Origin of the sequence: Shouchella rhizosphaerae (assembly GCF_036700015.1) — a bacterium.
GTDB lineage: Bacteria > Bacillota > Bacilli > Bacillales > Bacillaceae_D > Shouchella > Shouchella rhizosphaerae.
In genome coordinates, this window is sequence record NZ_CP144921.1 from 1,258,432 (window position 1) to 1,278,412 (window position 19,981).

The window sequence follows — 19,981 nt, forward strand, 5'->3', positions numbered from 1 at the left end:
AAAAAACGCCTTTTCAGGCATTGATCAGCCTAACGAAATGTATCAAACCCATCTCTACAAAACCTATATAGTTCGCTACACCGAATTTATTACTAGTTTTTTCAAATTTCAGTAGGTTATCTGGGAAGAAATTGCTATAATGAAGAAAAAACATTGAAAAAAGGGGGGCTCCGTATGAAAGCTGTGCTCGTGGATGATGAGCCTCATGCACTGACTTTCTTGGAAAACCAGCTGCTTGGGGTTGGAGATGTTGAAATCACCGGATCATTTACTTCTGCTTCTACAGCGCTCGACTGGGTGCTGAGCACACCGCCAGATTTGTTGTTTTTAGATATTGAAATTGCCAATGTAAACGGCATGGAACTGGCCGAAACGGTTCTAAGCAAACACCCTGACATCCAAATTGTGTTTGTCACCGCCTATCAAGAATATGCAGTCAAAGCATTTGAATTAAATGCAGTCGATTACATCATGAAACCAATTAGCAAGAATAGACTAAAAAAGACGCTTGAACGCCTACAAACGAAAAAACAGCAGGAAAGTATCCCTGCTGAAAAAACAACGATATGCTGCCTCCCTTCGTTACAATTCTTTTCTGGAGAAAAACCGATTCATATCCATTGGCGAACCTCCAAAGCGAAAGGGTTGTTTTTATTTTTGCTACACCACCTTGGACACCATGTCCGCAAAGACGTGATCATCGAGACTTTTTGGCCAGACAGCGACTACAAAAAAGCCTATGCCCAACTGTATTCGACTGTCTATTTGATCCGAAAAACGCTTACTAGCGTATTCCCTTCCATTCGTATTGACAACTTTGAGCAGAGCTACACATTAGAAGTTGGCGACATCCACATTGATTATTTGGAATGGGAAAAGAAATGGAGCCAGCTTCCAGCGCTTTCAGACAGCACACTTCCTGCCTACCTTACATTACTGGATGAATACCGAGGTGATTATTTACACGAAGAAGATTACCTTTGGGCTGAAAATAGACGTGAACATTTAAAAAACCTGTGGCGTGAAACGGCGACTGCCGTGGCGGACTACCTGTTTGAACAAGGCCGATACGAGCAAGCTGCTAGACTAGGCCAAAAAATCCAAGAAATGTACCCATTTCTGGAGGAAAGCTATTGTATGCTCATGAGAATTTACGCAGCGTTAAACGAGCCCTTTTATTTCGAAAAGCAATATAATAAGCTCGTCCACATGCTCGACGAAGAATTTGCGATCGCCCCCTCCCCTGAACTTATCAAACTACATGACGAATGCAGAAAACAACTAACAGAATAATGATCCCTATATCGCAAATGAACAGGCTCACCTTTTAGAAGGTGAAAGTTGCTTGGATTTGAAGGAGTCGCCTATGCCCACTAAGAAACAGCTTCTTATCGTATGTGTATTTTTACTTGCTCTGCTTATTATTCGTTTAGTGTGGAACGCGATGACAGGTTTGCCAGATCAGCCAACCGCTAAAAACGGCGTACTCGACTTAAGCGATTTTGCTTTTTCCCAACCTGGTTATGTGTCACTGGAAGGCGAATGGAAATTTATCCCTTTACACAGCGAGGAACAGGCACTTAAAACGATCCCAGGGCCGACGGAACTGGAACTGCAAGGTACGTACCAGCTCGATCTGCAAGTACAAGATACTGAGCGCTATTATGGATTTTATATTCATTTGCCTCATGGGATTCTTTCAGTGTCAGCAAATGGGCAACGCTTGTATCAAACCTCTACGCAAAACCGACAAATGTCGCCGACCGTTCTTGCCTCTATCCAGCCTGATGAGAACGGACTGATCCGGCTAACGTTTCAACTGGAAGAGATTGACCGCCACTCTTGGCTGCCAACGCCTCGTTCGCTTTATTTTGGTCCGAGCGAAAACATAGAGAGAAAAAATGCTATTGAATCGCTTTTACAAATGGCTGTAGCCGCCATCATGCTCATTCATGCCATATATGCCTGTATTTTGAAGGCCATCAAACCTGCAAAAAAGGGCATCCTCTTCTTTGCATTGGCCGCTTTCTTTGCAGCAGCGTCTGTCCTAATATCAGACAACAAAGTACTCGGTTACTTTATTGCGTTAAACAGTGAATGGGATAAGCGCTTGACATATTTATTTTACGCCGGGCTCTCGCTCTCGTTTTTGTTGTTCGTCTTGCGCACATTTGCTCCTTCTTACAAACGGACAGTACGTGTGGCTTCTACACTGTTTGGCCTTTATTTTGTTTATCTTTTACTTGTGCCACTCTCCCTTTTACATAAAACGGGGTTCTTGCTGGCGGTTGCTATTGTGTTTGCATTTAGCACGATCACGTTTATCATGCTGAAAATCGTACAGGCCCAACTAAAAGGGGCTTTGCTGCTCTATTTGGCAGCACTGGCGGTTGCCTCCAACGTCCTATGGATGATGCTTTACCGTTACGTCGATAGTGTTGCTATGCCAACACTAATGTTTTACCCTGTTGATTTAACGGTTGCGTTTCTATGTTTTTCAAGCTTTTGGTTTTTACGGTTTTTCCATGCCGAAGACGAAAATGCGACATTGTTGGCGAAGCTACAACGAGAGTATAAACAGAAGGACCAATTTCTTGCTTCCACATCCCATGAAATGCGGAACCCATTACACGGGATGATGAACATCGCCCAAACTGTCGCAACAGAAAACAAACAAGTTCTTGACCAAAAAAGCCAACAAAGTTTAGAGTTGCTCGTTTCAATAGGCCGTCGCATGTCTTACTTGCTTAATGATTTAATCGACCTAGCTGTATTTAAAGAGCGAAAGTTGACATTGCAACAAGAAGCTATCCAACTTGAGCCAATCATTCGCCGGACTTTGGATACGTTGAACTTCTTAATCGACAATGAAAAAACCCGTTTCGTTGTCGCTATCCCGAACGATTTTCCGCTTGTGTTTGCCGACGCCAATCGCGTAAGCCAAATTTTGTTTAACTTGCTTCACAATGCCGGCAAGTTCACGAACGAAGGCACAATCACGATTGCCGCTTCCCATTCAGGGAAGCTGGCAACGATCCGCGTCATCGACACAGGATTAGGAATGGACCAAAGCACAAAGGCACGCATTTTTGAACCATACGAACAAGGGGCAAATGCTGACAACGAAGGATTAGGGCTTGGACTAGCGATTTGCAAAGAGCTCGTAGAAATGCATGGCGGTCAAATCAACGTCGTCTCTTCGCCTGGCCAAGGTTCAAGCTTTTCCTTCACGTTGCCATTAGCAAAAAGCACCAACCATCAAGCCATCGCCACCGCCCTAACGACTGAACAACCAAACGAAGTTGCCGCTGCCGAAGCGCCACAACAGCCTGAGAGGGAAGCGCCATTTCGGATACTCGCTGTTGACGACGACCCCGTCAACTTAAAAGTGTTGCGCCACGCCCTATCGACAAAGCCATACCAGTTGGTGACAGAGACGTCACCTAAAGCCACGCTGCGGAAAGTAGCAGAAGAACGCTGGGATTTAGTGATTGCTGACGTCATGATGCCGGAAATGTCAGGCCTTGAGCTCGTCAAGCACATCCGCCAAACCTATTCGGTTTCCGAGTTGCCGATTTTGCTCGTTACAGCCCGGATACAGCCAGAAGACATTTACGCAGGCTTCCGCGCCGGGGCAAACGATTATATCGGCAAACCAGTCGATTTGCTCGAACTACAAACACGGATTGAGGCCATGCTCGCCTTAAAGCAATCAATCGAAGACCGATTGCGCCTCGAAGCCGCCTGGCTGCAAGCGCAAATTGAACCACACTTTTTATTTAATACGCTAAACACCATCGCCTCCCTTAGCACCGTTGACACAGACAGGATGCTCGATTTAATCGCTGAATTTGGCCGCTATTTGCGCGCCAGCTTCAACGAAAAAAAACTGTCGCCTGTCATCCCGCTAAGTGAAGAACTCGACTTGCTCCGCTCCTATCTGTACATCGAACAAGAACGATTCGGCGAGCGTCTGCAAGTCAAATGGGCGATTGACGAGCATGTTGATTGCCTGGTGCCGCCTCTTTCCATCCAGCCCCTTGCCGAAAACGCCATCCTTCATGGCATTTTAAAGCAAGAAGCAGGCGGAACATTAGAAGTGCATGTGTACAAAAAAGACGGAAAAGCGCACATCGCGATTAAAGACGACGGAGTCGGCATGGACCAAGACACACTGAATACACTCTTCACCCAAACCAAATCAACGAAAAAAAGCATTGGCCTCGCCAATACGAATTTACGGCTCCAAAAACAACTAGGAAACGGCCTTTCCGTCTCTAGCGAAATCGGCAAAGGCACGACCGTTTCCTTTACAGCGCCCCTTCAGTAACAAAAAGCGGCCATAGCATAAGAATTTGTCTTACGCTATGGCCGCTTTTGTTTTCCAGTAACTTCGCCTGTGCGGCAACGTGGCGAAAGCGGACAAGCCTATGTTTTGATTTCCTAGCCGATTCGCTTCATTTCCACAACTTCTTACAATATATTATGCAGCATACGACATCACCGTACTTCTAATACAAATACGTAGCTTGCATGCCCTTCGTGCCACTCGCCATACAACTCAACAATAACTGAACCCGTCCCCTTATAATCAGCTAACCGCATGTCACCGTCGACAAAACGTCGTTTTCCGTCCTCCCAAATGTGTAAATCCATTGGCTTTGGCGGATGGACTGAACCAAAATCAATTTCAAGATCATCTTCCCCAGCAACAGCAATTGACTCCATATGCTTCGCCTGCTCAGGAGGAGGAGCAATGTCAACTTCAGTACTTGTCACGGTGCCACTGCTATTTTCAACTCCCCAGGAATAAGCGCCAAGCGCTGGTTGAAATGGTTCGTTGCCGATTGTGATCGTGGGAATAGGAGGCTCTTTTACACCGGCTTCAAATTTCGATTTTTCTTCTATTTCTTGTCCTCCCGCTGCAAACATGCCACACCCAGCTACAGCAGCGCTCAGCCATACAAAGAGAAAAGCCACTCCCAGCTTTTTTGCCATCCCTCTATCGCTCCCTTGAATGGTTGTTTTAGCGTCTCACGTTCATTTGCTACACATGCTATGCTCCATTCATTTTGCTATTATTCTTTTTCTAGTAGCCAACTTCCTTCTTTTGCTTTGATGACCTAAAGGAAGAGGCGTTTCTTGCAGCAATGGGAAATATAGGGGAGCGAGTAAGAACTTTGATCGAAAAACGTACGGCCTAACCTGTTAAGATGGAAAAGCCGCAAACGATGAAGAAACGGCGTTGCTTTGTCCGCCGTTCCAAAAAAGTCGAGCTGCCATTCTGGCGGTGCACCATTGTTTCAAGGCAAACCCCGCAGTTGGCAAATCGTTTATATGTGGGCAAGGCGCTTTTAGAAAATCTGAGCGAAGCCGTACCCTAAGTTGCTTAAACATATTCCCTTCTTGTTGGATAACGGCGATGGCTCCCTCCTCTCCCCCACCATGTTGTTCATTTTTTCACATTAATGGCTGTTCACTTCTTTGCTTTTAAGTGTGAAGTACGTCACTGCGAACCCTATTCCAATCGATAAGACAATGCCAAGAATTGCGAACCAGAAGTACGGCCCGACATAAGCGACAAGGCTGACAATACTCGAAAGAATATATCCATAAATGCGGACGCCAAGAAGCGCAAAGAACGTCGCACCAGCCATGCTGGCAATTGTACAAGCAATAAACGCTTTTTTGTATTTAATTAACACCCCAAATAGTGCAGGTTCCGTGATACCAAGCAAAGCAGATACACCAGCCGACAAGACAACCGATTTTTCCTTTTTGCTTTTTGATTTGAAAAAGACCGCAAACGTGGCCCCTGCAATCGCCATATTTGTCATTAAGAACATCGGCATCATCATATCAAAGCCGTTGTCAGCGAAATTTTGCAAAGCAATGGGCGTCATCGCATGGTGCATGCCAAACACAATCGCAATCGGACGAATGCCGCCAACTACTACACCTGCTAAAATAGGCGAAAGATTAAACAACAGTTCAATAAACGAAGCAAGCAAGCTGCCGACATACGCACCTAGCGGACCCGTGGCAATTAGCGCAAATGGAATCGCAATGAACAGCGTTAACGTCGGTGTAAATACCGTGCGCAGCACATTTGGCATATATTGATCAACGTATTTGTTAATATAGCTTAACGCCCAAACAGACAGGATGATCGGAATAACCGTTGCACTATAGTTAATGACCGGAACAGGCAGTCCCATAAAACTGAATTGGGTCACTTCCCCTAGTTTCGCGGCATCCAAAAGCGATGGATACATAAATCCACCTGCGACCGCCAACGCTAAATACGGGTTCGTTTTAAATATTTTGGCTGCCGAAGCTGCTAAGAAGAAAGGCAAGAAATAAAACACAGAGCTCGCCACGAGATCAAGAATAATGACGGCATCACTCTCATTCGATAGCACATCCAATGCAATTAGCCCCGCCAAAATTCCTTTGATCATCCCCGCCCCTGCAATCGCAGGCACGATCGGGCCAAACACGCCAGAAACAATGTCTAAAATCGCCCCGAAAAAGCCCTTTTTCTTCGCAGGTTCTGAACCAGTTTTATCACTTTGGCCTGCATCAATCCCTAGCTCTTCTGTCAAGGCTGCATAGACTTTCTGCACATGCGTGCCAATAACGATTTGGTATTGGTCGTTGGTCAGTTGTTCTCCTACTACGCCCTGTAACTCTTTTATTTGATCACGTTCTATTTTTGAGAAATCATGCAAATCAAACCGAAGTCTGGTCATACAGTGCCATACTTTTTTAATGTTGTCTTGTCCGCCTACATATTGAATGATAAGTGGAATAAGTTCGTTGTCTTTCATAAGAAGCAGCCTTCCTTCACTTTCGAATTTGATGATCATCGACAGGCATATCGTAGCATAAGAGCCCCCGACTGAAAACGTTTCAAAAAATACCAATAAAAACGTAAAATCCTTATTTATCAGTACTTACACAAATATTCATTCGAAATTGGTATGGTAAATACTCGTTTTAGCCGATGCATTTCTAACCAAATTGACCCCTTGTTTTCCATATGCTTTAATCAACAGGAAAACAGGTAGAAACTATGTCCTCATGCCGTTCTATAAAAAGGAATCAATGAGAAGGAGTGCATCCCGTGGAACCAAACATCATTACATCTATTGAAGCTTTTGTGACCAATCCCCATCGCCATAATTTTGTGGTGGTGAAAGTCAAGACCAACCTTGGCCTTACTGGCTATGGCTGCGCCACGTTCCAACAGCGACCGCTTCCTGTCAAAATGGTCGTTGACCAGTACTTAACACCGCTTTTGCTCGGGCGTGACGCCCACGATATTGAAGATTTATGGCAAATGATGATGGTGAACGCATACTGGCGCAATGGCCCAATTATGAACAACGCCATTGCTGGCATCGATATGGCGTTGTGGGATATGAAAGCAAAGCTTGCAAACATGCCGCTCTACCAATTATTTGGCGGAAAATCAAAAAGCGCGATTGCTGCATATGCTCATGCGGACGGGCTTACTTTGGAAGAATTGTTCAAAAACGTAGATGCGCTAATCAAGCGAGGGTTTAAACATATTCGTTGCCAACTTGGCAAATATGGCGGCAAAAACCATGACATGCACTTACCAGTAAGACAACTGGAAGGGGAATATTACGATCCTGACATTTACATGAGAGATGTCGTGCGGATGTTTAAAGCGCTGCGTGAAAAATATGGCTATAGCCTCCATTTTCTTCACGATGTCCACGAACGGCTTTCACCGATCCAAGCGATCCAGCTTGCCAAAGAGTTGGAACCGTATAAGCCGTACTTTTTAGAGGACGTTTTGCCCCCTGACCAAAATGAATGGCTCGCCCAACTACGCGCCCAGTGTACAACTCCTATTGCCACAGGCGAACTGTTTAATAACCCAATGGAGTGGAAGCACTTAATTGCCAATCGGCAAATCGATTACATTCGATGCCACGTTTCACAAATAGGCGGAATTACACCTGCATTAAAGCTCGGCGCGTTATGCAGCCAGTTTGGTGTGAAAATTGCCTGGCATGGTCCATCTGATATGACGCCGATCGGTGTAGCGGTCAACACACACTTGAACATTCACCTCCATCAGGCTGCCATTCAAGAAATCCAAGAACCAGAAGCCATCATTGAGGAAATGTTTCCCGGTTCCGTCCAAGTCAAGCAAGGCTACATTTACCCGATTGATGAAGTTGGCATTGGTGTGTCATTTGACGAAACGTTGGCGGAAAACTACCCAGTCGTGTACCGAAAACATGAGTGGACACAGGCTCGCCTGCCAAACGGAGCGATTCATACGCCATAACGATAAAAGCCTTGCTTGCAGTGTGCAAACAGGGCTTTTATACTAAATGAAACGATTCAGCCTTAGATGAGGGGAGAAACATGAAGAAAAGACAATTTGTCGCCGATGACTTGCTAAGCAAAATTTATCAAAACAAATATGCCCCTGGCGAAAAATTGCCAACGGAGAGAGCCCTCGCCACACACTACCAAGTCTCTCGTTACACAATCCGAAAAGCAATCAAAAAATTAATAAACATCGGCAGTGTACAAGTTGTGCAAGGCTCTGGCATGTTTGTCACAAAAACAATTAGGGAAAGCCCCCTTATTTATAATTCGTTAACCGAAAAGAAATTCAAAGACATTCAATCAACGGTCATTGCCATGCAAAAGAAGAAGATGACGCCTGAAATTGAAAACATATTCGATATGAAAAACGACTTTGTGTGGGAGTTTACACGCGTCCGGATCGTCGATTACCAAAAAGTCCAAATTGAAACAACACAGCTTCCCTGCTCCTATTTCCCTGACCTGACAGAACAAATTGCTGCCGGCTCCGTCCATGAATATGTCCAGCAATGCGGCTACGACATCTCCCACTTTATTACCACTTACAGTGCCGTCAACGTGACAAGAGAACAAGCCAATTTGTTAAATTGCAAAAAAGGCATCGCAGCCATGAAAATTGTCAATCGCGGCATTCTTAACGACGGGCGCGTCTTTGAATACAGCGAGCTCATTAACTTAGACTACGCCGTTTCATACTTCACCCCGTTTAACCGTTTTAAACACCAGTTCAGAAAAAAATAACGAACGAAACCAAACACCAACTAGCTAGCAAAAGCTGTTCGAGGAGCAGGCGTTAGTCCTCCATTCCTGCCCCCGGAACAGCTTTTTTCATGTTGTCGTCGGTCCAATAATCGGTCGAGTCTGTTTTATTCTGTGTTAATTGAGTTTCCTCTGGCAAAGGATCTTTATCAGCATTCAATAAGATGACTGCACTTACAGCCATACCAATTACTAGAAGCCCACTTACACTTAGAACGATTGTTTTTCGTTTTATGGCAGATCCCCCCTAAAGCATTTCGTCGAACAAATTTTTCACATACAGGTGGTCATTGGGTTTTGCATACGAACGAGCGCGCACTCACAGAGAGTGTGGCAAAAGCCACACACCATGACCACTGGTGCGGAAAATCATTCAATGCACGCACTCACCAAGAGTGCGACCATCAGAAAAGCTAAGGGCGCGCATCGATCTGATATTTCAATCCACGCACTCACGAAGAGTGCGACGTAACAAATCAGGCTTTATGCTTCCGGCTTATGAATTTCAATCCACGCACTCACTAAGAGTGCGACGATATTTTCACCTCAAAAGCAAATGAATTTCAATACATTTCAATCCACGCACTCACTAAGAGTGCGACCACTATCAAACGTAGATAATGCTGATTTTTTAGATTTCAATCCACGCACTCACTAAGAGTGCGACGCGATAGTGATTTTGTTCCCGCGATGAAATTTGCTCATTTCAATCCACGCACTCACTAAGAGTGCGACATACCGTTACGCCGCTGAAAAGGATGGTGTGCAATATTTCAATCCACGCACTCACTAAGAGTGCGACTTTATTTTTATGGCCAGGATGATTTCCAAAAATTATTTCAATCCACGCACTCACTAAGAGTGCGACTCAAGCGTTTAAAAGGTGGCTCTAGGGACATTACCATTTCAATCCACGCACTCACTAAGAGTGCGACTGCAGCTTCAACTGACCCCCTTTAGAAGATGTTGATTTCAATCCACGCACTCACTAAGAGTGCGACAGCGAACCCCCCCTAATTATTGGAAGTAAAACAATCAATAATAGGAAAAAGCCGCTCTTTTCCTTTATTCTATCATGGCATACAGACAACATTTCACCATTTTTACACATATTTTTTCATAATTAGGCTCTTTTTTGGTGCGGGTGATCTAGGGGTTTTATGTGCGCTTAGGGTTCGCACCAAAAAAAACACCACTTCTATTCTTTTAAATACTAAGAAGGGCAATCAATGTCATTCTCTTCTGCTCTTTTACATGCGCTTGTTCATCAAGGCTGTTCTTAAAATCGGGTTTTAACGATATTCGTTGTGGACTAAAGGAGGTATGAATTGCTTTCGAGAGGTTGAAACGGGTCACCCGTTTACAGTACGGTTAGCTATGTTAAAAAAGTTACACTTTCCCTAGATTAATTATAGCATATAGAAACAAGTTATTATAGACTATTCATTCTCCTTTACTGCTGCTAAAATTCATTAGAATGTTAAGATTTGAAAGGAGAGAGATAGAATGAGTTCTTTGGTTCTCGATTTTCAGGAAATGGACGAAAAACAGCTTTTGCTTGTTGGTGGAAAAGGGTTAAATTTAGGGGAATTATCAAAAATTCAAGGAATCCACGTACCAGAAGGCTTTTGTGTCACAACAACAGGGTTTCAAAAAGTGATCAAACAGAACGAAACGTTTCAAGCTTTGTTGGATCAACTAGCAAGGGCAAAAGTAGAGGATCGAGATCAAATTGGTGACATCAGCAGTAGGATTCGTGAACTCATTCTAAATATAGAAATTCCTTCAGACGTTGTGAAGGCCGTTGCTCACTATCTCTCTCAGTTTGGCGAAAAACATGCGTATGCAGTGCGTTCTAGCGCGACTGCTGAAGATTTGCCACATGCTTCTTTTGCTGGGCAACAAGATACCTTTTTAAATATTATAGGCAAGGATGCGATCTTGCAGCATATCAGCAAATGCTGGGCTTCGCTATTTACGGATCGCGCAGTCATCTACCGTATGCAGAACGGCTTCGATCACAGTCAAGTTTATTTATCCGTAATCGTTCAAAAGATGGTTTTCCCGCAGGCTTCAGGGATTTTATTTACCGCTGATCCAATGACTTCTAACCGAAAGGTGCTATCCATTGATGCCGGCTTTGGACTTGGAGAAGCTCTGGTCTCCGGCTTGGCCTCTGCAGATTGTTATAAAGTACGAGAAGATCAAATTGTCGATAAGAGGATAGCAACCAAAAAATTGGCTATCTATGGACGAGAAGAAGGCGGAACGGAGACTCAACAGATCGATCCTGATCAGCAAAAGACACAAACACTTACTGATCAACAGATTTTACAACTAGCACGCATCGGAAGACAGATCGAAGCTCATTTCGGCCAACCACAAGATATCGAATGGTGTTTGACTGGTGATACCTTCTATATCGTCCAGAGCCGGCCGATCACTACTTTATATCCAATCCCTGAAACAAATGATCAAGAAAATCACGTTTATTTATCAGTTGGTCATCAGCAAATGATGACAGATCCGATAAAACCGTTGGGGTTGTCTTTTTACCTGTTAATTACTCCTGCACCTATGCGTAAAGCCGGCGGGCGGTTGTTTGTTGATGTTTCACCTAGGTTAACTACACGTGCCGGCCGGGAAGCCTTATTAAATACCGTGGGGTCCGATCCGCTCACAAAAAGCGCCCTCATGACCGTAATCGAGCGAGATTATATAAAATTGTTACCAAATGATCAAGCAGCACCACTTCCAGGCAGTAGTCATACAGATATGCCGGAACAATTCGAGACTGATCCGACAATTGTTTCTAAATTGATTAAGCGCAGTCAAACATCAATCGAACAGTTAAAACAAAACATCCAAGCGAAATCGGGATTGGATTTGTTTGATTTTATTCTGGAAGATATCGAGCAATTAAAGAAGATCTTATTTGACCCGCAAAGTACGGCTGTGTTTATGGCTGCTATAAATGCTACAACATGGATCAACGAAAACATGAACGAGTGGCTAGGCGAAAAAAACGCCGCAGATACGCTTTCTCTTTCTGTACCGAACAATATTACTTCGGAAATGGGTCTGGCGCTAATGGATGTCGCGGATGTGATTCGCCCTTACCCAGAAGTGATTGATTATTTGCAGCATGCAAAAGAAGACAACTTTCTCGATGAACTGGTTAAGTTTGATGGCGGACAGGAAGCTAGAAACGCTATCTATGCTTATCTTGACAAATACGGAATGCGGTGTCCCGGAGAAATCGATATTACAAGAACTCGTTGGAGCGAAAAACCAATTGCACTTGTCCCGATGATTCTTAGTCATATCAAAAACTTTGAGCCTAATGAAGGCAATCGAAAGTTTGAGCAAGGGCGGCGTGTTGCTTTAGAAAAAGAACAAGAGTTAATAGATCGATTGAAGCAATTACCGGATGGTGAACAAAAAGCCAAAGAAACAAAACAAATGATCGACCTCATCCGGCATTTCATCGGCTACCGGGAATATCCGAAATACGGCATAGTAAGTCGCTATTTCGTATATAAGCAGGCTTTATTGAAAGAAGCCGAACAACTCGTACAAGCAGGCGTTATTCAGGAAAAGGAAGATATATACTATCTCACTTTTGAAGAACTTCACGAAGTTGCCCGCACCAACAAAACAGATGACCAGATCATCAACAAACGGAAAGACGAGTACAAACGATATGAAAAACTAACTCCCCCACGTGTTATCACGTCTGATGGCGAAATCATTACAGGTGCGTACAAGCAAGCAAATTTACCGGCTAATGCGATTGCAGGTCTCGCTGTTTCTACCGGAGTGATAGAAGGAAGAGCGCGTGTCATTTTAAACATCGAAAATGCCGATCTGGAAGATGGAGATATATTAGTCACCTCCTTTACAGACCCAGGCTGGACGCCATTATTTGTATCCATAAAAGGCCTAGTCACCGAAGTTGGCGGACTGATGACCCACGGAGCCGTGATCGCACGTGAATATGGCTTGCCAGCAGTTGTCGGGGTAGAAAATGCCACCAAGCTGATTAAGGATGGACAAAAAATCAGGGTGAATGGAACAGATGGGTATGTAGAGATACTAAATTCATGAATCATAAAAAAGGGCATTCGAATCTTATAAGCCTAATTAGAGCCAGGAGTTGAACTCTTGGCTCTCTTTTTTAAGCGGACGCTATTATCCTTCCATGCCTAGAAAAGCAAATCGTGACTTAGATTAAACGTTTCTCAAATAAAACTCTGTCTTCGTGCGGTCCATCATAGTCGGTATTTACAAAAATACCATCCATCTTTTTGTCTCCCTCTTCAATACAAAATCCCATCTTGGTATGAAAGGCAATTGAAGTTTTATTGACAGGAGAAGTGACACAGCGAACAATATTTCGCCCGTTTTGCTGAACCACATGAAAAAATTGATTGTATAAATGGTTGCCAACGCTTTGCTTTCTGTAATCAGGGTGAACTCCAACAAAATGTATATAGGCTACTTTTTGATGTGATTGAGAAAGGAATCCTATTAGAAAGCCAATAAGTTTTTCATCCTTTTCAGCAATGAAACTTGTATTGCTAAAGTGGTCGAAAAATAATTTGGGCAACTTATCAGACATCTTTCTTCCACCCCACCACTTATTAATTAGTGGAGAAATTACATAGTAGTCAGAGTCTTTCACTGTACGAATTTCCAATTTCGCTCCCCCCGTATCTAGTCTTTTTAAACATATTACCATTTAGGAAAATTTTATGAGCAATAAAAATGTGGCTACATTTTTGGGGCGCGGGAAATTGGGGAGATTCCGAGAAAAGGGGATTTTTTATGCAAGCTGGGGTCGGAATTCTATAGCTAGAAACTTAGCGACGCACTCGTGTGACAAGGGAGCAAGCGCGAGGGGCTTACTCCCGCCTTTATTTAACCCACGTACTCGCCAGGAGTGTGACGATGGCGACCCTGGTGATTGGGTGCGTAGACGGATTTCAATCCCACGCACTCATAAAAAGAGTGCGACACCCATCCAGTGTTAGGGGAAGTCATGACGTATTGATTTCAATCCACGCACTCACAAAGAGTGCGACCAAGAACCAATTATGGCGTGGTAATTTGCTATGGATTTCAATCCACGCACTCACAAAGAGTGCGACTCGTGGTAATCCACAATTCTAGCCTCCTGCGCCATTATTTCAATCCACGCACTCACAAAGAGTGCGACAATGAAGAAATTATCGACCGGATGGTTTCCGCAATTTCAATCCACGCACTCACAAAGAGTGCGACTCTAAGGTGCTTAACCAATTGATCTTCCTTCTTATTTCAATCCACGCACTCACAAAGAGTGCGACACGCTAAACTATTAAAAGATTCTAAGTTCCTACAATTTCAATCCACGCACTCACAAAGAGTGCGACCTGTACTAAGCGGACCAGATACGGCCGAATTCATATTTCAATCCACGCACTCACAAAGAGTGCGACCCAATACGCCCTACAGATCGGACAAGTTTACAAAAATTTCAATCCACGCACTCACAAAGAGTGCGACACACGAGTTGGATGCTAATAGATATAAAAGATGGATTATTTCAATCCACGCACTCACAAAGAGTGCGACGTACAAGTCGGCAGCTAAGTCGGTCGAATATCTTATTTCAATCCACGCACTCACAAAGAGTGCGACGCTCACATTAATCAAATACGGGAGTGACATTGATATTTCAATCCACGCACTCACAAAGAGTGCGACAACGGTACTTGACAACTTCCGTAAACAGTTAGAAATTTCAATCCACGCACTCACAAAGAGTGCGACTGCCCGCGCAATGCGTTTTTTAATCTTGCCATACTAATTTCAATCCACGCACTCACAAAGAGTGCGACAAGCGTTTTTCTAGCTCCTGCCGCCAGTAGTCGGCATTTCAATCCACGCACTCACAAAGAGTGCGACAATTTGGAATTGGGCGGTACCTGTACAATCTTGATATTTCAATCCACGCACTCACAAAGAGTGCGACAAGTTCTCTCCATCTGTATCTTTCTTCCACTCATATTTCAATCCACGCACTCACAAAGAGTGCGACACAAAAACTAGCTGAATTGCGATTGTTTAATAACATTTCAATCCACGCACTCACAAAGAGTGCGACAGCGAAATTCTCCTAATTATTAGCAGTGAAACAATCAATAATAGGAAAAAACCGCTCTTTCTTTTATCATATCATGGACAACGAGCAACATTTCACCATTTTCATACATATTTTTTCATAATTAAGCTCTTTTTTGGTGCGGGTGATCTAGGGATTTTATGTGCGCTTGGGGTTCGCACCAAAAAGAACTGCGTATAATACGAAGTAAATGTTGCCTCCTCAACTTTACTACTATTATACTTGTGCCATCTATAGGTTTCTTCAAAAAAGCACCTGTTTGCACTGGCAAAATAATAAGAATCGTAAAAACGCAAAGTTCCTTACTAAACTAAAGCACTGCTTTTTATAAAGATTGACTAGCATCTACTCCAGTGCGCCTTTTCCCCTTCACCTGTTTTAATGTCGCGACGATCAGAAAACTAACAATCACTAATAAAAGCCATGAACTGACCTTCCCCAAATGAACAAGACTCCATGCATCGGTTTGGTTCGGATATTCCCAAGCCCCAAAAAACGTTGCAATATTTTCGGCTATCCATATAAAAAATCCGATGAGCACAAAAGAGAGTGCAAGTGGCATCCGGTAACGAGTTTCATTCACTTCATATGTAACCCATGATGGCCAAAAGACGATGATGACAAGCCCCGCTAACCAAAAACGGATATCAATCCAAAAGTGATGAGTAAAAAAATTTAAGTAAATCGCAGCTGCAAGAGGGACAACCAGTAACAGCGACGGCCACTTCACCAATTCTATCTTTAGTCGCCTCCACGCTTGGCAAAGATAACTTGCTACGCTTGCATACATAAATCCGCTATACAAAGGGACACCAAATACCTTGGAATACCCTTCCTCTGGGTAGGACCAGGAGCCCATGTGTACTTTAAAAAGTTCAAGAGCCAGCCCAATAAGGTGAAACAATGTAATGACTTTCAATTCGTCCCAAGTTTCAAGCCCAGAACGCACCATCCACCACTGCATAAAAAGACAAATAATGAGCAGCCAATCATACCGTGGCAAAAAGGGAAGTGGCACGAGCTGTGTAATGGCCAAAGAAGCAAATATAACGACAGGAAACAAGCAGGACAAAGCTTGCTCCCACCCAAAACGAACGAGTTGTTTTAATGGCCTCATCATTCATGCCTCCATTCTGACTAAGTCTTCTCTGCCGTCCACTTTCATTCATCATGGAGGTTTTCATCACTTCGGTACTCTAAAAGATCTCCAGGTTGACAATCTAAGGCTTTGCAAATCGCATCTAACGTGGAGAGTCGAATCGCTTTGGCCTTTCCATTTTTCAATATAGAGAGATTCGCCATCGTTATCCCAACTCGTTCGGAAAGTTCAGTAACGCTCATTTTCCTTTTTGCTAGCATCACGTCAACATTGATTATAATCGCCATGATTTTCACCTCAAACCGTTAAATCATTTTCAGATTTGATATCAATCGCTTCTTGGAAAAGTCTTTGAAGAACAGCAGCGAATACTGCGATTACCGTTGAAGCGAAGAGAGGGACGACTCCCATAAATAGGAGACCAGGGGCATCATCTCGATCTGCTAACAAGTAAAAGAACGGCATAATAGCTACGTACAAACCACTGATGATGATTGCGCAATATTTAATCTTTTTCAACGCTCTCGTCGACAGTTCCGAGAACGATTGATTCTTGTCAATGTAACTTAAAAGTTTAAAAGCCTGGGACAACGCGACAAAAAACGGTATCACTGTTAAAAATACACCGATAAGAATAGGATATAGGATGTGGTCATAATGTGGATCTACCGGATGACTAGGTAACCATACCAACCCAAAGATACACAAAGCAAGAACGGGACTTCCCATAAGCATCACCGCTATCTTTAAAAAAAGCGTAGAACCTCGTTTCATGAAAAACACCTCTATTAATTTGTTGTTCAATTGATTCTACCACAAATTTATCGATTATCAATAAATTATTGTTGATTTTCATGTTTTTATTACTGCATTAGAATATACTTCTTGTATGCTCATAGTTCGTTTGATTGCTATTCTGCTAACAGATCGGTGATGGTTGCGTCTTCACGAACAGGGACGGTTTAACCACATTGTACAGTCAATGTTTTAACGAAAATTCTCAAAATAAAATACCGCTCCTATTTAAAGGACGGTATTTTAGTCGATTGGAAGAAGTGAAGTATATTCGATATTAACCTAACCGAGCATATTTCCGGCATAAAATGTAATTGCTAACGTGATAACCACAATAGCAGCAGCAACACTTAAAATTATCTTTGATGATCGTTTCATTGTTTATATATTCCTCCCCACAACTAACCATCGTTACTGAAGTACCCAGTTATGTTATTTTTGTTGTCCACACGCACTTGACCTTTTCCACTTTGATAAGTCCATACGCCTTTATGAATCAATGACATACTGAAATTTGATCTTGAATACGCCCATGTGTTGGCGAAATCCGAAATCTTCCCTGTATAGTTAATGCTGTTAATCGTGAACTTACGAGTTATTCTATATCGGAACCAAGAATACTAGTAATACGACCTCCATGGGCGGTTCGCTTATAATCAAGCGATGACTTGTGTTCCATTACTTTCATACCAAAGACTTTAACACTTTTAGCATACCACGCTTCTCGTGTTTGAGACATGATAGTCATCTATCAGTTTTAATTTGTGAGGGAAAATCAAGCTTTTCTTCCTCAATTGCAATGTCATCGTTCATTCGGTCTAATAAATCTAATTCGAACTCTTTTTTTGTTAAATCAGGAGCAAGTGTATCGCCATTGAGAAAAACGTTGCTTCTATTATAAAGCAAGGTTATTTTTAACATTTTCCTACACAAATTAGCCATTTGTATATTGGGAAATTTTTAAATCTATTACATGTTTCTCTATTTTCTAGTATAATTTTAAAAAATTCTATGAAATCTTTATTTAAGGAGGGGAGAACTTTATGTCTGCTATTTTATCTCCAGAGGAAGTAAGCACGATAATTGCTGAGTGGTATAGCTGTATTATTGCACGGTCTGTGGAGCAAGCAAATGAACTCAAAGAAAAAGCAGAAAACATGATCAAAACAATGGAGCCAAATGATCGAGTAATCGCTTATTATTCTTTAGTTGAGTTCAGGCATTCAATCATGGCCAAACAGGGAGGCAAGGACGAAAAGGATGATGAAAGGATACAACAGGCGGGCAATATGATCGAAGATTCGATAGATCATACGCTCAAATACCTCTATTTATTTGTAAGTGGTCAAAATGAATTTATAAAAGAACGTTACCAGTCTGCGATTCGGTTATTCCGTAAAGCAGAACGTTTGCTTGAGTATATAAACGATGAAGCCGAAGAAGCAGAGTTCTATTACTACATGGGTTCGTCTTTATATAGAATCAATCAGTATCCGTACGCTGCTTCATACATTGAAGAAGCATTACTTGCTTTTAATCGCCTCGGGTATATCGAACGGGCTGTATACTGCCAAGTGATACTTGGAGGTATTTATTCTGAAGCGGGACAGCATGAGAAAGTCCGAAAGTTATTAGAAGAGGCTCTTAGCATTTCGAATAATTACCCCATGGCCCAAGTAGCAGTTTTACGTATCATAGGATTAGACGCTTTGCGAAAAAAAGCCTACCAAAAGGCTAAGGAGTATTTCGAAAAGAGCCTTTCCTATCCTGAATGCACGGAGACTATCTTAGGAGTCAAAAGCGAGTATAATTTAGCAAACACATTGTTTCGCATCGGCTTATTCAATGAGGCACTCCCTCATTTAACCAAAGCCTATGCAGGAGCACAATCTTACAACAACCACGAATATCAAGCTAGATGTATTGCTACTTACGGACTATACGTAAACTCTAATCCGGAGGAAATTGACCAAGCCATTAAAAGCCTGAGTGAGTCGGATATGAACTTTGAAATTGAGGAGATCGCAGAGGAAGCAGCAACGTTTTTTAAACAAAAAGGAGAACAAGAACTAGCGTGGAAGTATTTAAGCGTCGCCTATCGTGCACGCCAAAATCTATCAAACATAGGAGTCGATCAACCTTGAAAAAAATATGGTTTTCCCTATTTGCAGCATTATTGTGTGTTTCTTTTACCCTCCAAACAAATGTCGTCATTGATCGTGATTCTCCGACAATTGAAACTCGAGATAAAGGAGATACCGTTCATTAATCTAAGAGAAAATTTTTTTTACAACCCTTGAGGAAAAATAAATATCTTTGTTTTTTAGACGCACTTTTCAAGAAGTGCGTTTTTTATTTTTTAAACTATAAACTTTTTCTTGTTTTCGTTCCTTTATTAATTTCTGCATTACTTTTTCCCCTAATTCTAATGGAGCCCTAAATTAGGAAACTGGACAGTAACCAATTCCAAGCTTCACTATGAGTGCGACATCAAAAGAGGACCGTAGAAATCATGAAATATTTCAATCCACGACTCACTAAGAGTGCGACGTAATGCTACATGGGAATGTCGTAAATCATGTAAACATTTCAATCCACGCACTCACTAAGAGTGCGACTTGGCAGTGTATGAGGGTTGGAAGCCAGTGGGCAAAATTTCAATCCACGCACTCACTAAGAGTGCGACCACGGAATACCTCGATGCCCTCGACGAAGCTTATCCATTTCAATCCACGCACTCACTAAGAGTGCGACGAAAACAGCAAGACTTTCAAAACAAAGCAGTCGCA

General features: G+C 42.7%; 12 protein-coding genes and 3 CRISPR repeat arrays (1 of these 15 cut by a window edge). Of the genes, 6 read left to right on the forward strand and 6 right to left on the reverse strand.

Going from position 1 to position 19,981, the window contains the following annotated elements; all coding sequences use genetic code 11:
• The first annotated feature begins 174 nt into the window (after nt 1-174).
• Together V5G21_RS06465 and V5G21_RS06470 are read left to right on the forward strand one after the other, a co-directional pair.
• On the forward strand, nt 175-1,293 hold the full coding sequence (locus tag V5G21_RS06465) for a response regulator (RefSeq protein ID WP_051881181.1): 1,119 nt from the start codon (nt 175-177) through the stop codon (nt 1,291-1,293).
• Nucleotides 1,294-1,366: 73 nt separating this feature from the next.
• Nucleotides 1,367-4,330, forward strand: a complete 2,964-nt coding sequence (locus V5G21_RS06470; RefSeq protein WP_095236534.1) for an ATP-binding protein — start codon at nt 1,367-1,369, stop codon at nt 4,328-4,330.
• 170 nt (nt 4,331-4,500) lie between these two features.
• Here V5G21_RS06470 and V5G21_RS06475 read toward each other — a convergent pair whose 3' ends face one another.
• Nucleotides 4,501-4,998: a hypothetical protein gene (locus V5G21_RS06475; RefSeq protein WP_035203455.1), complete on the reverse strand. Its 498-nt coding sequence runs from the start codon at nt 4,996-4,998 to the stop codon at nt 4,501-4,503.
• A gap of 467 nt (nt 4,999-5,465) precedes the next feature.
• The gene (locus V5G21_RS06480) at nt 5,466-6,830 is read right to left on the reverse strand and encodes a PTS transporter subunit EIIC (RefSeq protein WP_338465402.1); all 1,365 of its coding nucleotides are present in this window, start codon (nt 6,828-6,830) and stop codon (nt 5,466-5,468) included.
• Between the two features lie 296 nt (nt 6,831-7,126).
• Between V5G21_RS06480 and V5G21_RS06485 the strand changes: the two genes are divergently transcribed.
• The 3 genes from V5G21_RS06485 (at nt 7,127) to ppsA (ending at nt 13,239) form a co-directional block, all read left to right on the forward strand.
• Nucleotides 7,127-8,326, forward strand: a complete 1,200-nt coding sequence (locus V5G21_RS06485) for an enolase C-terminal domain-like protein (protein ID WP_095236532.1) — start codon at nt 7,127-7,129, stop codon at nt 8,324-8,326.
• Nucleotides 8,327-8,406: 80 nt separating this feature from the next.
• On the forward strand, nt 8,407-9,114 hold the full coding sequence (locus V5G21_RS06490; RefSeq protein ID WP_338465403.1) for a GntR family transcriptional regulator: 708 nt from the start codon (nt 8,407-8,409) through the stop codon (nt 9,112-9,114).
• A 388-nt stretch (nt 9,115-9,502) separates the two neighbouring features.
• A CRISPR array of direct repeats spans nt 9,503-10,133; the repeat unit is 32 nt; unit sequence ATTTCAATCCACGCACTCACTAAGAGTGCGAC.
• A 505-nt stretch (nt 10,134-10,638) separates the two neighbouring features.
• Nucleotides 10,639-13,239, forward strand: a complete 2,601-nt coding sequence (ppsA, locus tag V5G21_RS06495) for a phosphoenolpyruvate synthase (RefSeq protein ID WP_338465404.1) — start codon at nt 10,639-10,641, stop codon at nt 13,237-13,239.
• Nucleotides 13,240-13,357: 118 nt separating this feature from the next.
• On the opposite strand, the gene V5G21_RS06500 is transcribed toward ppsA, so the two are convergent.
• From V5G21_RS06500 to V5G21_RS06515, 4 genes are all read right to left on the reverse strand, one after another.
• A complete protein-coding gene (locus V5G21_RS06500) occupies nt 13,358-13,831 on the reverse strand; it encodes a GNAT family N-acetyltransferase (protein ID WP_095236529.1) in 474 nt (157 codons plus the stop codon).
• 353 nt (nt 13,832-14,184) lie between these two features.
• Nucleotides 14,185-15,280: a CRISPR direct-repeat array (repeat unit 32 nt; unit sequence ATTTCAATCCACGCACTCACAAAGAGTGCGAC).
• Nucleotides 15,281-15,623: 343 nt separating this feature from the next.
• Nucleotides 15,624-16,415, reverse strand: coding sequence for a DUF817 domain-containing protein (locus tag V5G21_RS06505; protein WP_338465405.1), 792 nt, complete (start codon nt 16,413-16,415; stop codon nt 15,624-15,626).
• Between the two features lie 44 nt (nt 16,416-16,459).
• Nucleotides 16,460-16,684, reverse strand: a complete 225-nt coding sequence (locus tag V5G21_RS06510) for a helix-turn-helix domain-containing protein (protein ID WP_035203484.1) — start codon at nt 16,682-16,684, stop codon at nt 16,460-16,462.
• Nucleotides 16,685-16,694: 10 nt separating this feature from the next.
• Nucleotides 16,695-17,171, reverse strand: a complete 477-nt coding sequence (locus V5G21_RS06515; protein WP_095236527.1) for a DUF2975 domain-containing protein — start codon at nt 17,169-17,171, stop codon at nt 16,695-16,697.
• Nucleotides 17,172-18,235: 1,064 nt separating this feature from the next.
• On the opposite strand from V5G21_RS06515, the gene V5G21_RS06520 reads away from it, so the two are divergent.
• Nucleotides 18,236-19,336: a tetratricopeptide repeat protein gene (locus V5G21_RS06520; RefSeq protein WP_338465406.1), complete on the forward strand. Its 1,101-nt coding sequence runs from the start codon at nt 18,236-18,238 to the stop codon at nt 19,334-19,336.
• 442 nt (nt 19,337-19,778) lie between these two features.
• A CRISPR array of direct repeats spans nt 19,779-19,981; the repeat unit is 32 nt; unit sequence ATTTCAATCCACGCACTCACTAAGAGTGCGAC (it continues 696 nt past the right edge of the window).